The organism is Paenibacillus sp. AK002 (genome assembly GCF_053903045.1).
On record NZ_CP096377.1, the window covers coordinates 6,689,249 to 6,703,897 of the forward strand.

Below are 14,649 nucleotides of genomic sequence, written 5' to 3' on the forward strand. Positions count from 1 at the left end.
TTACACCACGGCCTCCGGCTTAAAAAAAGCCGGCAAGTACTTTTTGTTCGCCTCCAGCATTTCATCGAGCAGCTGCTTCGCTACCGTTACGGACGGCACCAGCGGATGGTGAACCAGCGCCTGCAGCGCAATGCCGCGATCACCCGTAATGGCGGCTTCGATCGTCAATTGTTCGTACACTTTCACCGCATGCATCAGTCCCTTCACACGGGAAGGAACCTTTTGCGGCGCCAGCGGTATGGGCCCTTGACCCGTAACCACGCAATTGATCTCGATGCTGGCGTCCGCAGGCAGGAAATCGTAGATATTGCCGTTGGAAACGTTCAGCGTCTGAATATCATGACGGTCATTATAAATGGACGTCATCAGGTTGACGGCCGCTTCGGAGTAATAAGCGCCGCCGCGCTGCTCCAGCTGCTTCGGCTTCACGGCTAAATTCTCGTCCTTGTAGAGTTCGAAGAGCTCCTCTTCTACCCGGCTGACCACGTCCGCCCGGGTTCCGTCCTTCTCCAGCGAAGCCTTCATGTCCGCGAACATCGTATCGGTCATGTAGAAATATTTAAGATAATACGTCGGAACCGCCCCAAGCGAACGGATAAAGTCTGCGTCCCAGCCGAAGGTCGGCACGTTCTTCGCCGTATACGATTTTCCGCCGTCCAGCAGCTCCGGCATTTTCTCTTCCCCGTTGACGATCGCCGACGTCACCCAATGAAGATGGTTGATCCCGACAAACTCGGCCAGAACGTCCCTCTCCGACACGCCGTACTCCGCCGCCAGGAACTTCTGAAAGTTAATCGGGGAGTTGCACAGGCCGACGGATTTGACCTTGCTGTGCTTCGCGACCGCCTCGGTGACGATGCCTGCCGGATTCGTGAAGTTCAGCATCCACGCATTCGGTGCCAACTCTTCGATGTCGCGGCAAATGTCCAAAATCACCGGTACCGTGCGCAGCGCCTTCAGCATGCCTCCCGGCCCCGTCGTCTCCTGGCCGATGACGCCGTGTTTGATCGGAATATGCTCATCCTGCTTGCGAGCCGCCAGCAAACCAACGCGCATCTGGGTCGTCACGAAATCGGCACCCGCAATCGCCTGCCTCCGATCCAGCGTCAGATGAACCTCGATCGGCAGACCCGACTCCTTGACCATGCGTTTAGCCAAATTGCCCACGATCTCCAGCTTATGCTTGCCCTCTTCAATATCAACGAACCATAGTTCGCGAATCGGCATTTGCTCATAATTGCGAATGAAACCTTCTACAATTTCCGGGGTATAGGAGGAACCTCCCCCGATGACCGCTATCTTCAATCCTGCTGCCACGTTAATCGCCTCCAAGGTATGATATCAATTCGTTTCGATCCGGATCTATTACGCTCTATTACAACGATCTGCTGATCAGGCTGTGGTTACCTGCTCAAACGTAAATGCTTTCAGTTTGGCCTCCGTCTCAACATCAACGGCATGACCGTCGGCATCCATCGCGCACAGCAGCGCGCCGGAAACCGGATCGGATGTCAGCCTTACGCAGGATGCATGGGGTGCCCGGACCGCAACGATCCGTTCGACTGCATCCGTCAGGATCGAGCTGTTCGGCCTGTTCAGCACGCTGCCGATATAAACGATGTCGAAGGCTTCGTCCTCCATGTCCAGCCGCCGGATCAGCGTACATACCGCATTGGCCAGCTCTTCGCCTTCGTTCTCGAGGATCCAGGTTGCCACCTCGTCGCCCGCTTCAGCCGCTTGAAACAGCGTCTTCACCAAACTTGGCGGAACCTTCATCCTGCCGTAGAGAACATCCTCGTACATCGGTTCGACGGACGTATATCCCATCTGCTCCAGAACGAGCGACGTCAACAAGGTTGCCGGTCCCCGCTCATCCCAGGCTCGAATAACCGCCCGGAAGGCCAGCGTCGCAAACCCTGATCCGCCCGCATATCCATCTCCGTACAAGAAACCGAAGCCGCCATACTGCAGCTCTTCCCCCGCACGGTTACGGGCGGCGCTGTTGAAGCCCGTACCGCAGATCAATGCGGCGCCATACGGACGGCTCGTTCCTGCCCTCATCCCGATGATCGTATCGCATGCGATAGCATGTCTCGGATATCCAAGTGCCCCGATCATCGGGCGCAGGATCTCGTAATCGGCTTCCCGATCGGCTCCGGCCAGGCCGAAATAGGCATAACTGATATCTTCCTTGGCAGCTCCAGCCTCTTGAAGCGCCCGGTTGCAGGCCTCCTCAATGTTACGGGCCGCATGCTCACGGTGAATCTGGTGATTGCCGTTGCCGGACGCTCCCTTGCCAAGGATATTCCCTTGTTCATCGCAGATGACGGCATGCGTTTTGCTGCCGCCGGCATCCACACCCAGATACAAACTCATGGACTTCACTCCTACCCGCCCAACGGCGGCGTCATGTGGTGGTATATGTTTAAGATACCGCTTCCACAGGTTGCCATCTACTGTTATACGATCAAGGAGTGATACTATCTTACTGTTTCTTGGAACTCGTGGCGGAGGGGATCATGGGACTGCCTGCATAAGCGCGCTCCCGGATCTCGCTTGGCGAAGCCCCGACATGCTGCTTGAACAGACGATTGAAATTGGACAGATTCCGGAACCCGCAGGTTTCCGCGATCTCGATAATCTTCTGGTCCGTCGTCTCCAGCAGGTGCACGGCATGGGTCAAGCGCAGCTGGATCAGATAATGATGCGGTGAGGTTCCGACGGCCTGCTGGAACAGGGCGCTGAACCGGGAAGGGCTCAGATGCGTTAAATCCGACAGCTCCTGCAGCGTCCAGCCGTAGTCCAGATGAAGCTCCATCGTGCGCAGGACTTCTTTTAATGCGTGCATCCCCCTGCCCTTGATCGGCCTGTGCTCCTGAGCCGGAGACGACAGATGGCGGTTCGCCAAGCTCAGGAAACGAATGAGATCCGAACGGATCAGGCTCATATAAGAGGTCCCCCGGGCTTCATACTCCTCCATCATGCGCCGAAGCAGCCGGGCCAGTTCATCGTGCACCGGAGATTGCCTGTCTACGTTTCCGAGCGAGCGGAAGGGAGCCATCAGGTCCGGGTCGAACTTGAGATCGATGGACAGCAGGGAAGGCTCGAACATAATGACGTCCATGACCAGGTTATCGGTCTCATACGCGCGATGCAGATCATTGCTGTTGATGAATATGATATCCCCCTGCCGAAACGGGAGCTTCATCCCGTTGATCAGAATAAAACCGGTTCCGCCCTGAATATAGTTAAGCTCCAATGCATGATGCCAATGCAGGCGCTGGGCTCCGGCGAATATGCCGTGCGTGGTCGACGCGGTAAACGGAAAGGCAGCGTTCGTAAAATCTATGGCGTCCGGAACGACGCTTTGCGGACGATTCACTTCAATTGCACCTCCATGCCTCGTAAATCAACGTGTCAACGATGTACTCACATCGTAACATGAGCGCCTCTCTTAAGAAAAACATGGATCGACGTTTACGCTCAGATGATACACCGCAAGTTGCGAGGGTCTTTCTTGGCGAGATAGAAGATAAACCACGGAAGCCTTATTCTTGCCTGTGAAAAAAAGGACCCGCCCCCAGTATGCCTGGGGCGGGTCCTTACAGGTGCATTAGGATAACGGAAGCTCAACCGTCCAGCCGAACGGATCCTCAACGGTTCCGAGCTGGATGCCCGTGATGGCATCATAAACGCGTTTGGAAAGCTCGCCGGTCGCTCCCTCGCCAATCACCAATTGCTCCTCCTGCCATTCCAGTGAACCGATCGGCGATATCACCGCTGCGGTGCCGGTGCCAAATGCCTCGGTCAACAAGCCGCTGCGGTGAGCTTCCACGATTTCGTCGATGGAAAGGGCCCGCTCTTCCACGGGGATGTTCCAATGCTGCAGCAGCTGGATGACGGAGTTCCGGGTAACCCCATCCAGGATGCTTCCGTTCAGCGCGGGCGTTATCACCTTATCGCCGATCTTGAAGAACACGTTCATGCTGCCGACTTCCTCGATATATTTGCGGTGCACGCCATCGAGCCACAGCACCTGCGAATATCCCTTGAGGGTGGCTTCATCCTGCGCCTTCAAACCTGCCGCATAGTTGCCGGCCGTCTTGGCATTACCCACGCCCCCGGCAACCGCACGCACGTATTTCGGCTCCACGTAGATGCTGACCGGATTGATGCCTTCCGCATAATACGAACCGACGACCGACAGGATGATCATGAACTTGTATTGCAGCGACGGCGCTACGCCGAGCACGGGCTCGGTTGCGATGACAAACGGACGGATATAGAGCGATGTGCCCGGCTCGGAAGGAATCCAGTCGCGATCCACAAGCACGAGCTGCTTGAGCGCTTCCATCACAAGCCCTTCATCCAATGTCGGAATGCTCAGGCGCTGGTTGGACAGGTTCAGCCGCTGAATATTTTTGTTCGGGCGGAACATGAGGATCCGCTGATCTTCCGTCAGGTAAGCCTTCAAGCCTTCGAATACGGTCTGGCCGTAGTGAAATACTTTGGCGGCAGGGTCAAGTTCGATCGGCTGGTACGGGACGACGCGCGGGTCGTGCCAGCCTTTGCTGGCGTCATAGTCCAGAATAAACATATGATCCGTAAATACCGTGCCGAAAGCCTGTTTATGATGGCTCGGCTTCTCCTTCGGGGTGGTCGTTAATTCCACGGATATCGCGTAAGTCATGTGCACACATCTCCTTATTTTGCAAACGTTATTAGTTGAATCATATCAATCGATGCCCTATATTAAAAATATCTGATTTATAGGGATACCATACCTTTAAGGTATGGAGAGGGGGTATGAAAAATGGACATTCGGCAGCTGCGATATTTCCTGACGATCGCCCAGGAAGGACAGATCACGCGTGCGGCTAAACAGCTTAACATGGAGCAGCCTCCATTAAGCCGTCAGCTGAAGCTGATGGAGGAAGAACTCGGCGTGCTGCTGTTTGAACGCAGCGGCAAGCAGCTTCAGCTCACCCACGCAGGCGAGCTGCTGCAGAACAGGGCCGCCTCCCTGCTGAACCAATTCAATGAAACGCTGACCGAGGTGAAAGAGATCCACGCGGGAGTCCGCGGCATGCTCTCCATCGGTGCCGTCGTCTCCTGCATTTCGCTCCTGCCTCAGCGCATCCATATCTTCCGGCAGCAATATCCCGAGGTCACCTTCAAGATTCGGGAAGGCGACCACTCCCTGCTGGCCGATCAGCTCGACAAGCGCAATATCGAGCTCGCCGTGACCCGGCTTCCGTTCGAATCCAGCTTCGGGCCCGAGCGTTATGCCGTTCAGTCCCTGCCCTCCGACCCGTTCGTCGCGGTCATTCCAAGCAGCTGGGAGAGCATTGCCTCCCATTCGGAAATCTCGATGCGCGAGCTGGCGGAGTATCCGTTCCTGTCCTTAAAAACCGATCAGACGATCGGGATGCATGAGCGGGTCATTCAAGAATTCAAACGCGGCGAACTTGAACCGCGCGTCATATGCGAATGCTCCAGCGTTGCCATCATCGTCGCTTTGGTAGCCGAAGGCATTGGCGCCACCATTTTGCCCGAGTCGGTCATGTCCTCCTTCGCGATTCCCAACATCCGGACGCTGTCCATTACAAGCGCTGATTTCCAATCGGACGTGGGCATTGTTTGGCTCAGGGATCATGTCCTGTCCAATCGGGCCCGGCATTTTCTAGCTACCTTTATAGAATAACACTTGTTGAGGCCCCTCGTCTTCCCCAGCTTTGTCCGAGCGTGCCGCATCGGGGCTTTGTTATCCATTGTGGACAAACTTGAGGTCGCTAATCGTCCCGCATCGGGTAAACCCGACATGTTGATACAGCCGGTTGGAGTCCGGGTTGGCCTGGTCGGCGTACAGCATGGGAACCAATCCCTCCTGCAGCAGGATAGATCCAAGGTCTGCAACCAATGCGCTGGCATACCCTTTTTTTCGTTCCTCCCTCGGCGTGTACACCGCGTTGATGCGGCCGTGCCTTGGCGACCGGTTCGCAATGTTGGCCATCGATACCGTTTTGCTGCCGGCCGTCCATACATATAATCCTCCATCCCGGATGAGCCGCTGCGCTGCCTCGACCTGGCTTGCCGCATTCGCTCGGACTCCATAAGCATCCTCCGAGAATCCGACCAGAAACCGGGCCACCTGCTGCGTATCTTCCTTAGCGGCCCTTCTGATCTTCCCCTCGACGCCATAAGGGCTCTTCACGGCAGGGGCATGGTAAGCCTCCATCGTCATCTGATGACGATAGGCTCCATGGCGCTCCTCTGCGTAGCAGCTGGCGAACTGCCCGGCCACGCCCGGTTCTCCCGTCACGCCCGGCAGGGCTGCTTCCCCCAGCTCGCTGACCAGTTCTCGTAGCAGAGCCTGCCGTCGATCCATGGTAACGTCCCGGGATATCCATAACCAGGCGTTCCCGCGGGGCGACTGCGCATAGATCATGCGTCCGTCCGGCGATTTCAGGCCTATACGCTGCGGCGACCCGGCAATGAGATGGATCAGGTTGTACGATACCTCATCCCGAATAAATTCTTCCCGGCACAGCGCCTCGTCCTGTGGCATCAGCTTCGTTAACATGATTCATCCCTCTCTCTTCCCATAATCTTTCTCTGCCAGACCCAAGCGGTGGACCGATCGCACGGACCTGCCGCCTTTTTGGCGTCTCCAGCAGCCCAGAGAACACAAAAAAGCCCCGTCCCCTGTAGGGACGGAGCCTTGTCTCCGCGTTACCACCCTGATTCGTGCCGGCTAGCCGAGCACGCACTCTTGTCATCATCCATCAATGATGCCCCATGGTAACGGCTGGGTAAACCCGGATACGCCTCAACATAAACGATCGGCGGATCTGCTCCGAGGTGATGGCCATTCATCGCCGCTGACTGCTTCGCACCGCCCAGCAGTTCTCTGATTCAGCATCCTTTGCAATCTTGGCGTCCTCATCCTAGCATTTTTCGAAAAATTTAACTCCGTTTATCCCGGCAGTATTCAGCTGTCAAGCCCTGTTCCAAATAGGATGCTAAAGTCCTCGTCTTATTTGTTATTAAAACGGAAGACCAGCATATCCCCCTTCTCCGGATGGACGCCATCATGCTCCGTATACCGTCCGCCCGTGTACGTGTTTAACGTTTTGCGCCAAAAAATCTGGGTGCTCATATTGCGCTCGGTCGGATTCGTCTGAAGCTCCCATGCGCCTTGGAAATGATCGAACACAAGCTCAGCCGCTCGTTGGGCTACACCTTGTCTTCGAAAAGTCCGAATCACAAAAAAATCATTCAAATAGTACTGGATATTCGGCGATGGAATGTATGGCGTCGTTGCCACCAGGGCCAATCCCGCCGCTATGCCATCCACGGTGATCAGATAAGGAAAAAGAACCGATGGCTGCTCCCACCATACATCGAGCTGTTTGCTCTGTTCGCTTAAGGTCGGCACTTCCTCTTTTTCAAAAACACCGAACCGGTTAGGACGGACCCCCCATATCTCAGCAATGTCATGCAAGTACAGCGGATATATGTTATGCAGAATAAATGACTGTTCCTTCGGGCATAAACGTACCTCAATATTCACGGTCAATCCCTCCTTAATGAATGATGTATGTAAGTTTAGTATGTCTAGGATAACATATTTACTCTTCCAAGAGGTTTACAGGTATGTAAATTGCGTTACGAAATGGAGTAAAATACGTTAAACCTACTTCTTATTTCACCACGATTTCATTATATGTCCTACGGCTCATCCAAAATTATGTTGAATACTGTTATTTATATCATGCAAAGAGCCAACCGAATGTATGCGTCGGTTGGCTCTTTAATTTCTGCGGAATCAGGGTGCATCGGGCACCTCGCCTATGCCCGCCCTCTTAATTCGAACCAGCTTGCTCCGTCAAGCCCAGCGCATTCCGCGCCATCGTCATATATTCTTCCTGACCCGTGAGGAGCGCGAACTGGGCGATCAGCACGGGATAAGCCGCATGCTGCTCGACAATATGGTCGAACATGCGCGGCCATACCACTCCTCCCGCTTGTTCATACCGTTCCAACAGGACACGAAGATTATCCTCGCCGTATATGGCATAGTACAGCACGAAATCTTTGGCGGGACTGGCTACCTCCGACTCCGTCCAATCCAGCAGCCCGGTAACCCGCACGCGCTCATCAATCAGGATATGCGGCGGATGAAGATCTCCGTGGATCAGCGCGGAATGCGTTGGCCAGTAGGAGTCGTCTCCCAGCCACTTCTGCCACCTCTCCCAGAGCGTTTCGGAAACGCCTAGGCGGCCCTTGATGTCGTCCATGTTTCGGGCAGTCTCCTCGCGAACTTCTTGGGGGCTTTTTACCCGCAGGCCTGCGGCTCGGGCTGCATCGTGGTCGATTCCATGCAGGGCGACCAGAGCCTCAGCCAGGGAGTGAACGAACGGCTCACCCGGATTCTCGGCATCCATATTAAAAGCATAACCTTCCATGCTGACGGAAGCGGCAGGCTGCCCGCCGAGCAGCGGATAGGCGATGAGCTCCGGCGTATATATGCGCCAATCCGGCACGTCGACCGGCAGATGGGACTGGATCAGCTTCAGGACCCGCGCCTCATTATCCGCCCTGTCCAGCACATCCGTTCTTCTCGGCTTACGCAGGATCCACCTTGCCCCGGTCTTGGCCTCCTCCGCAAATCCAACGAGAAAGTCCATCCCGGATTCATTCATCTCAATGCCTTCGGAATTCAAATTCACCCCGTGCTTACCGGCTATCTCCAGCATCTCTTGGATCACTTGCGTATAATCGTCATTGGGCTTAGCTATTGTCATAAGGAATCCATCCCTTCCATATTTCATTGATATCGTAATAGGCCGTCATCACAACAAAAAAAGCACAGGCAACGAGCTGCCTGTGCTGGGTAACCGAAACGGGACCTTACCGTCCACCGTTCCTGGAAATGCCTACTCGAATACACGTTCAAATACGGGAAGGTGAACATACCTCTTATCCCGCACATGAAAAAACATGCATTCCTATAGACATATCATAAAAATGGGTTACGTAAAAAAGACGGACCCATCCCGATTACCCTGCAACTGTGCAGGTCTCTTTAGCGCTATTTCATTAGCCGCGAAAAGATCTCAATCGGGAATAATCCAACATACGTAACCCTCCGTTCATCCTAAGTTGTGTATAACTTTACCAAAACCACGAAATCTTTGCAAGACCTTCTTGAGCAGTTTGCTGCTTTTTAAGGTGACGCATAACACGCAAGTTTCACACGGGATGAGCAATGAAGCCCTCAACGGCGCTTTTCTAACCGCATCATCTTGCCTTAGGCTTCTTCCTGCAAATGCTCCCTGCAAAAAGCCGTGAGTTCTTCCTCTTCCTCGGGCTCCATATCAAAATCCAGATACTGATCCGTTGTGCGCTCATAGAAATCGTATTTGACGATACGCGAAGCGTCCTCATCATCCAGGTAGATCACTCGCAGGTAGACGCCATGCTCCGAATAGAGCTCGTCATCCTCCGGCACGTCCAAATCGCATACAAACTCAAAGCGTTTGCCGGTCAGGATACCAAACGGGTCCTTCACCAGCTCGACGCTGTATTCTTTGATCGTTAACATATTCCCACCCTTTCTATCACTCTGCTTATTATACACAAGAGGGCGCCCATCCTTACACTCTTTCTATTTGCTCAAAGGCAGCCTCTGCCGGAACTCAAGGCCGTTCCCCAATTTACGATCCTATCAGCGCATACCTCTAACGAGCTGCACTGAATTCACTTACGATTAAATAAGATTCCATTGAAAAAAGGAGATGAAGCGCGTGTCCCAAAAGGACCATCTGACCATCACGGTAGAGAAGGGCAAACAACGATTCTCCGTAACATCGCCTTTGGGCGGAGTAGGGCGGTTCGTCTTTGTAGTGAACGATCAGTTCACCAATGCACCCAACACCACGCAAATTGCCAGCGGCGCCGGTAAAAGCGGCGCAGCCGGCAACAACGCGGCCATCCAATCTCCGCATACGTACCAGCAGCAAAGCGTCGGGGCCGGCGGCATCGCCAAAAATCTAGGATTGAAAGATCCCAAGGATCATCCTGTCTCCAAGCATCACCCGAAACATCATGCCAAACATGGAAAGTTTAAACATCATCAAAAAGAAGTTGTGTTCGTCATCAACAAGCAGATCGTAAAACTTCCAAGGGGAAGCCGAAATGCGTCAGCAACGCAGATCGCCAGCGGCGCCGGCAAATACAGCACAGGCGGCACCAACTCGGCGATTGAAAGCCGCGGCACCAGACAGCAGCATGCCGTCGGCGGGGGCAGCGGCAGCAAAGCGATCAACAAAGACATCCAGCATCGCGACCGAAAATCCAAACACCACGACTGGAAGCCCGAATACCGCGATTGGAAATTCAAACAGGAACACGAAAAAAAGAAAAGATCGTATTAAGAAGACAAAATGACCCTCACAGGGGTCATTTTGCTGATCGGGCTATAAACGACTGATGCCGATCATTTATCATCCTCTTGACCGGTCCGTTCCTTCCCCTTCGCGGTTGCGGCGAACGATCGGGTCATCGTCTTGATCAGCTCCGCTTTGCGGTAACGCAAGGCGGACCAATCCTCGTCGATGGCGATCTGCCGAACGGGCTCGTAGCCTTCGTCGGCAAGGATGCCCGCAACGCTCTCCCGGCTGCAATCGGAGTTCTTGTACGTCTTGGACGTCTTCTTGGGGTAACACAGCCAGAGCAGGCCGTTGTCCGCCACGGAGCCGGCAGCAATCTCGGCCAGCCGCCGCAATTCTTCATTGCTTGTCCCAAAGGCCTGCACGAAGTCGTAAGGTGCTTGCACAGGCTCCGTATGAACATCTCCCTGCAGGGAGATGATGACCTCTTGATAGGCCTGCGGTGCGTTAAGCATCAGCACCGGCTGGCCGAGGTCCTTGTACTGCAGCTTTTTGATGATTGGATGGATCTCCGGCATTTCTGCTCATTCCTCTCGCAATGGATTCATACAGGCCACCTACCGGCCCCAATTTAAGAAGAGCATACCCATACGAATGGATACGCCCTTACTACTCGGCAACTTATGGTGCGTTGGTAATGCCTCCAACGATGCCGTTGTCTGCTTGTTACTGAGCTTTCTTGATCTGCTTGCTGCGCAGCTGCCCGCAGGCTGCGTCGATGTCCGTGCCATGCTCCAGCCGCACGCTGCAGCTGATGCCCTGTTTCTTTAAGGTATCGTAAAACCCGGTGATCGATTCTTTGGTGCTGCGCTGGTACTGGCTGTGCTCATCCACCGGGTTGTACGGAATGAGGTTCACGTTCGCCAGATTGCGGCGCTCGCCCACGAGCTCGGCCAGCTCGAGCGCATGCTCCCGCTGATCGTTCACATCCTTCAGCAGGATGTACTCCAGCGTGATGCGGCGATTTGTTTTTTCCAAATAGTAATCAATCGCGGCCATCAGCTTCTCGATCGGAATCGCTTTGTTGATCTTCATGATGCGGGTCCGGATCTCGTCGTTCGGCGCATGCAGGGAAATCGCGAGGTTCACGCCCAGATCGCTGTCCGCGAACTCGACGATTTTGTTAGCCAGCCCGCTGGTCGATACCGTAATATGACGAGGGCCAATCGCAAGCCCTTTATGATCCTTGATCACGCGGATGAAATCCGACATGTTCTCATAATTGTCAAACGGCTCCCCGATCCCCATCACGACGAGATGGCTGACCCGTTCGCTGCTGCCTCTCCGATCCAAGTGAAGCTGAACCTGCATGACCTGCTCCACGATTTCCGCTGCGGACAAATCCCGGCTCTTCTTCAGCAACCCGCTGGCGCAGAAGCTGCAGCCGATATTGCACCCGACCTGTGTGGTCACGCACACCGACAATCCGAATTTATGCCGCATCAATACGGTCTCGATCAGGTTGCCGTCCACCAGCTTGAACAGAAACTTAACCGTGCCGTCCAGAGACTCCTGCTTGGTATGCTCCTCCAAGGTCAGGATCGTATAATGTTCCTCGAGCAGCTGCAGACATTCCGGATGCACATCCGTCATATCGGAAAAAGACGTAACCCGCTTCCGATACAGCCATTCCCACACCTGCGTTGCCCGAAATTTCTTATGTCCACGCTCGCCTAGCCAAGCCGTCAACTGATCTAATGTTAATCCATAAATGGATGGTTTGTTCATTGATTGGTCCTCTTTCTATTCATAGTCCACTCCTTATTGTCCCAAAATTCCGAGGGGAACACAAGGGGAGTTATAGGCAATTCACGCTTCTTTTACACAAAACGGGATTGACATATCCAGGAAATCCCTCTATCTTATAATTGACTGATTGAATCAATCATAATTTAGAGAAACGAAAAGAGCTACAACTTCTCGTTAATTCTTCGGCGGCTCACTCCCGATCAGTCCGTCACCTTCGTCCAAGTCAGAAAATCAGATGGTATTTTTTTCGTTTATTATTGACTGACTAAATCAATCTACATTGGAGGTAATCAAATGAATTCCAAAGGAAAAGCGCTGATTCTTGGTGGAGGCATAGCCGGACTATTCACCGCCAACGTGTTATCGAGGCATTATGAGGAGGTGGTCATCGCCGATCGGGATGAATTTCCCGCAGGTCCTGAGAATCGAGCCGGGACGCCGCAGGCTTATCATCCCCACCGTTTTCTTGAACGCGGCAAAATGATCGTTGAACGCTGGTTCCCCGGCATAACCGAGGAACTGCTTCAGCAGGGTGCTCACCCCCGAGCGCAAAAGTCCGTTAAAATGACCAACCGTTTCGGCACGCTGGAACTGCCTGATGAGCCCAATGCGGGATGCAGCCGATCCCTGCTGGAGTGGACCCTTCGCAGCAGAGTGGCTACGCTGCCAAACGTTACTCTCTTACCGAAACTGACAGCGCAACAATTGCTGTTTGACGCCGGCAAGAAGGCCGTTACCGGCGTTGTGTTCCGGGACAGAAGCGCTAAAGAGACGGCGCTCCTTCATATGAATGCGGATATCGTCGTGGATACAAGCGGTCGCGGGTCCAAGCTGGCTGATTGGCTGCAGGACCTCGGTTATGCGATACCGGAGGCTGAACGGCTGCACATCTCTCTTGGCTACAGCACGCGGCATTATAAGGTGCCTAAGGAAATCCATGCGGCGTGGAGCACCATTGTGAACGAAGGAGACCCCGCCCTCGGCATCGGCACGGCCGTCTTCAATCCGATCGAGAATCAGCTTGCGGAAATCGTGCTGTATCGAGCGGGAGGGGCATCTTATCCGACAACCGAAAGCGATCTGTACAATCAGGAAGCCCAAGATCTATTCGGACCCGCCATCGGAAACTTGCTTGAGCAGTTGGAGCCTGTCTCGAGTCCGCGGGGCTACCGGATCGAAGAGTGCGTGAGACAGCACTTCGAGGAGATGGAGGACTGGCCCTCCGGTCTTCTAGTGCTTGGCGATGCCTTCTGCAGCTTCGATCCGATATTCGGCCAAGGCATGACGGTGGCGGCCATCCAGGCAGATACGCTGGACCGCTGCTTGCAGTCTAAGCAGGAAGGAGTCCAGCTTGAACAGGGATTCGAGCGTTCGGCACTTCAGGAGATTCAATCCGCCATAGAACCTGCATGGTGGCTTAGTGCAGCAGCTGATCTAAGATGGGCAGGCGTGAAATACGAAGGACGCTTGTCCGCCCAAGGGTTTTCTTTTGCCCAGAGGCTGTTCGACATATGCCAGGAACTGGCTTACAGCCATCACGACATGGCCGTATTTGAGCAGTACATGATGGTCACCGGCCTGCTCGCTTCGCCTAATGATCTGTTTAATGCTAAAAGCATCGCCGCCATCGTGAATGCGGATTGTTCCGGACAGGGTAACGCTTGGCTCCATCAAGTGCTGGAAGAGGCCGGTGTGCCGCTGGAGGAGCTATTGGAACAGATCATCCCCGCTTTCAATACGGAATTCCTGCCCTTAACCATGGGATTGCCCGAATAATCCAAATGCGTTATTGTGGATATCAGCAAGAGAATACCATGGTGAGGGATTGACAAGAAATGGCCCCGTTAAATGAAGAACAACTGCATCAAATACGCGACGAACGAAAAGAACAAATCATGCGAGCAGCCATCAAAGTATTCTCAAAAAGAGGTATTTTCGGAACCAAAATGAGCATGATCGCCGCCGAAGCCGGAGTCAGTCACGGCCTGCTTTATCATTACTTCAAATCCAAAGACGAGTTGTTCATTACGCTCGTACAGTGGTCAATGGATGAGGCACGGCACGCGCTCTCCGACATCTATGACGTGCCCGGTACCCCTCTTGAGAAAATCACATTGCTGACCTCCATGATTCTTCAAGAGGACGATAATTCGCACTTCATGCTGATTCAGCAAGCACGCACCTCGGATGGCGTGCCGGAAGAGGCCAAACAGATAATCGAGAGCTATTCCATCCATGCCTTCGTGGATCAGCTCATGCCGCTGTTCGAAGCCGGACAGCAGGCAGGAGAGATCGCGGCTGGCGATCTGAGAGAACTGGCGGCCTGTTATTTATCCGTGCTGTCGGGATTAATGACGCTGAAGTCCCAGGAGGATCCGAGCTATGCGCCTCCCAGAGCGGAGCTGCTGCTGCGCATGCTTACGAACGGACAGGGAAAATAACGCAA

The 14,649-nt window shown here is 54.0% G+C and carries 14 protein-coding genes; 4 read left to right on the forward strand and 10 right to left on the reverse strand.

Annotation, left to right across the window (positions count from 1 at the left end; translation table 11 throughout):
- The 4 genes from M1D70_RS30190 to M1D70_RS30205 all read right to left on the reverse strand — a co-directional run bounded on the left by M1D70_RS30190 (window position 1) and on the right by M1D70_RS30205 (window position 4,690).
- A complete protein-coding gene (locus tag M1D70_RS30190) occupies window positions 1-1,317 on the reverse strand; it encodes a 6-phospho-beta-glucosidase (RefSeq protein ID WP_456288693.1) in 1,317 nt (438 codons plus the stop codon).
- Window positions 1,318-1,392: 75 nt separating this feature from the next.
- On the reverse strand, window positions 1,393-2,376 hold the full coding sequence (locus M1D70_RS30195; protein WP_009592708.1) for an N-acetylglucosamine kinase: 984 nt from the start codon (window positions 2,374-2,376) through the stop codon (window positions 1,393-1,395).
- 109 nt (window positions 2,377-2,485) lie between these two features.
- On the reverse strand, window positions 2,486-3,382 hold the full coding sequence (locus M1D70_RS30200) for a helix-turn-helix domain-containing protein (protein ID WP_456288694.1): 897 nt from the start codon (window positions 3,380-3,382) through the stop codon (window positions 2,486-2,488).
- A 231-nt stretch (window positions 3,383-3,613) separates the two neighbouring features.
- The gene (locus tag M1D70_RS30205) at window positions 3,614-4,690 is read right to left on the reverse strand and encodes a branched-chain amino acid aminotransferase (protein ID WP_456288695.1); all 1,077 of its coding nucleotides are present in this window, start codon (window positions 4,688-4,690) and stop codon (window positions 3,614-3,616) included.
- Between the two features lie 123 nt (window positions 4,691-4,813).
- Here M1D70_RS30205 and M1D70_RS30210 point away from each other — a divergent pair, with 123 nt between their 5' ends.
- Window positions 4,814-5,704, forward strand: coding sequence for a LysR family transcriptional regulator (locus M1D70_RS30210; protein ID WP_456288696.1), 891 nt, complete (start codon window positions 4,814-4,816; stop codon window positions 5,702-5,704).
- 60 nt (window positions 5,705-5,764) lie between these two features.
- Here the strand turns inward: M1D70_RS30210 and M1D70_RS30215 are convergent, their stop codons facing one another.
- The 4 genes from M1D70_RS30215 to M1D70_RS30230 form a co-directional block, all read right to left on the reverse strand.
- Entirely contained in the window at window positions 5,765-6,583 is an 819-nt protein-coding gene (locus tag M1D70_RS30215) for a GNAT family N-acetyltransferase (protein ID WP_456288697.1), read from the reverse strand.
- 453 nt (window positions 6,584-7,036) lie between these two features.
- Window positions 7,037-7,573 carry a GNAT family N-acetyltransferase gene (locus tag M1D70_RS30220; protein WP_456288698.1) on the reverse strand — a complete coding sequence of 179 codons (537 nt, stop codon included), beginning with the start codon at window positions 7,571-7,573 and terminating at the stop codon, window positions 7,037-7,039.
- Window positions 7,574-7,865: 292 nt separating this feature from the next.
- Window positions 7,866-8,807, reverse strand: a complete 942-nt coding sequence (gene mphI, locus M1D70_RS30225; RefSeq protein WP_456288699.1) for a macrolide 2'-phosphotransferase MphI — start codon at window positions 8,805-8,807, stop codon at window positions 7,866-7,868.
- Window positions 8,808-9,313: 506 nt separating this feature from the next.
- Window positions 9,314-9,607, reverse strand: a complete 294-nt coding sequence (locus M1D70_RS30230) for a DUF6509 family protein (RefSeq protein WP_009592692.1) — start codon at window positions 9,605-9,607, stop codon at window positions 9,314-9,316.
- Window positions 9,608-9,800: 193 nt separating this feature from the next.
- On the opposite strand from M1D70_RS30230, the gene M1D70_RS30235 reads away from it, so the two are divergent.
- Window positions 9,801-10,439 (forward strand): hypothetical protein, encoded by a 639-nt coding sequence (locus M1D70_RS30235; protein WP_456288700.1) that lies wholly within the window; start codon window positions 9,801-9,803, stop codon window positions 10,437-10,439.
- Between the two features lie 62 nt (window positions 10,440-10,501).
- On the opposite strand, the gene M1D70_RS30240 is transcribed toward M1D70_RS30235, so the two are convergent.
- Together M1D70_RS30240 and rlmN are read right to left on the reverse strand one after the other, a co-directional pair.
- A complete protein-coding gene (locus M1D70_RS30240; RefSeq protein ID WP_456288701.1) occupies window positions 10,502-10,972 on the reverse strand; it encodes a DUF3052 domain-containing protein in 471 nt (156 codons plus the stop codon).
- 148 nt (window positions 10,973-11,120) lie between these two features.
- Entirely contained in the window at window positions 11,121-12,182 is a 1,062-nt protein-coding gene (gene rlmN, locus M1D70_RS30245) for a 23S rRNA (adenine(2503)-C(2))-methyltransferase RlmN (RefSeq protein WP_009592691.1), read from the reverse strand.
- Window positions 12,183-12,497: 315 nt separating this feature from the next.
- Between rlmN and M1D70_RS30250 the strand changes: the two genes are divergently transcribed.
- The gene (locus M1D70_RS30250) at window positions 12,498-13,979 is read left to right on the forward strand and encodes an FAD-dependent oxidoreductase (RefSeq protein ID WP_009592710.1); all 1,482 of its coding nucleotides are present in this window, start codon (window positions 12,498-12,500) and stop codon (window positions 13,977-13,979) included.
- Between the two features lie 59 nt (window positions 13,980-14,038).
- Complete coding sequence (locus M1D70_RS30255) at window positions 14,039-14,644, forward strand: TetR/AcrR family transcriptional regulator (protein ID WP_009592706.1); 606 nt, start codon at window positions 14,039-14,041, stop codon at window positions 14,642-14,644.
- Window positions 14,645-14,649: the final 5 nt, after the last annotated feature.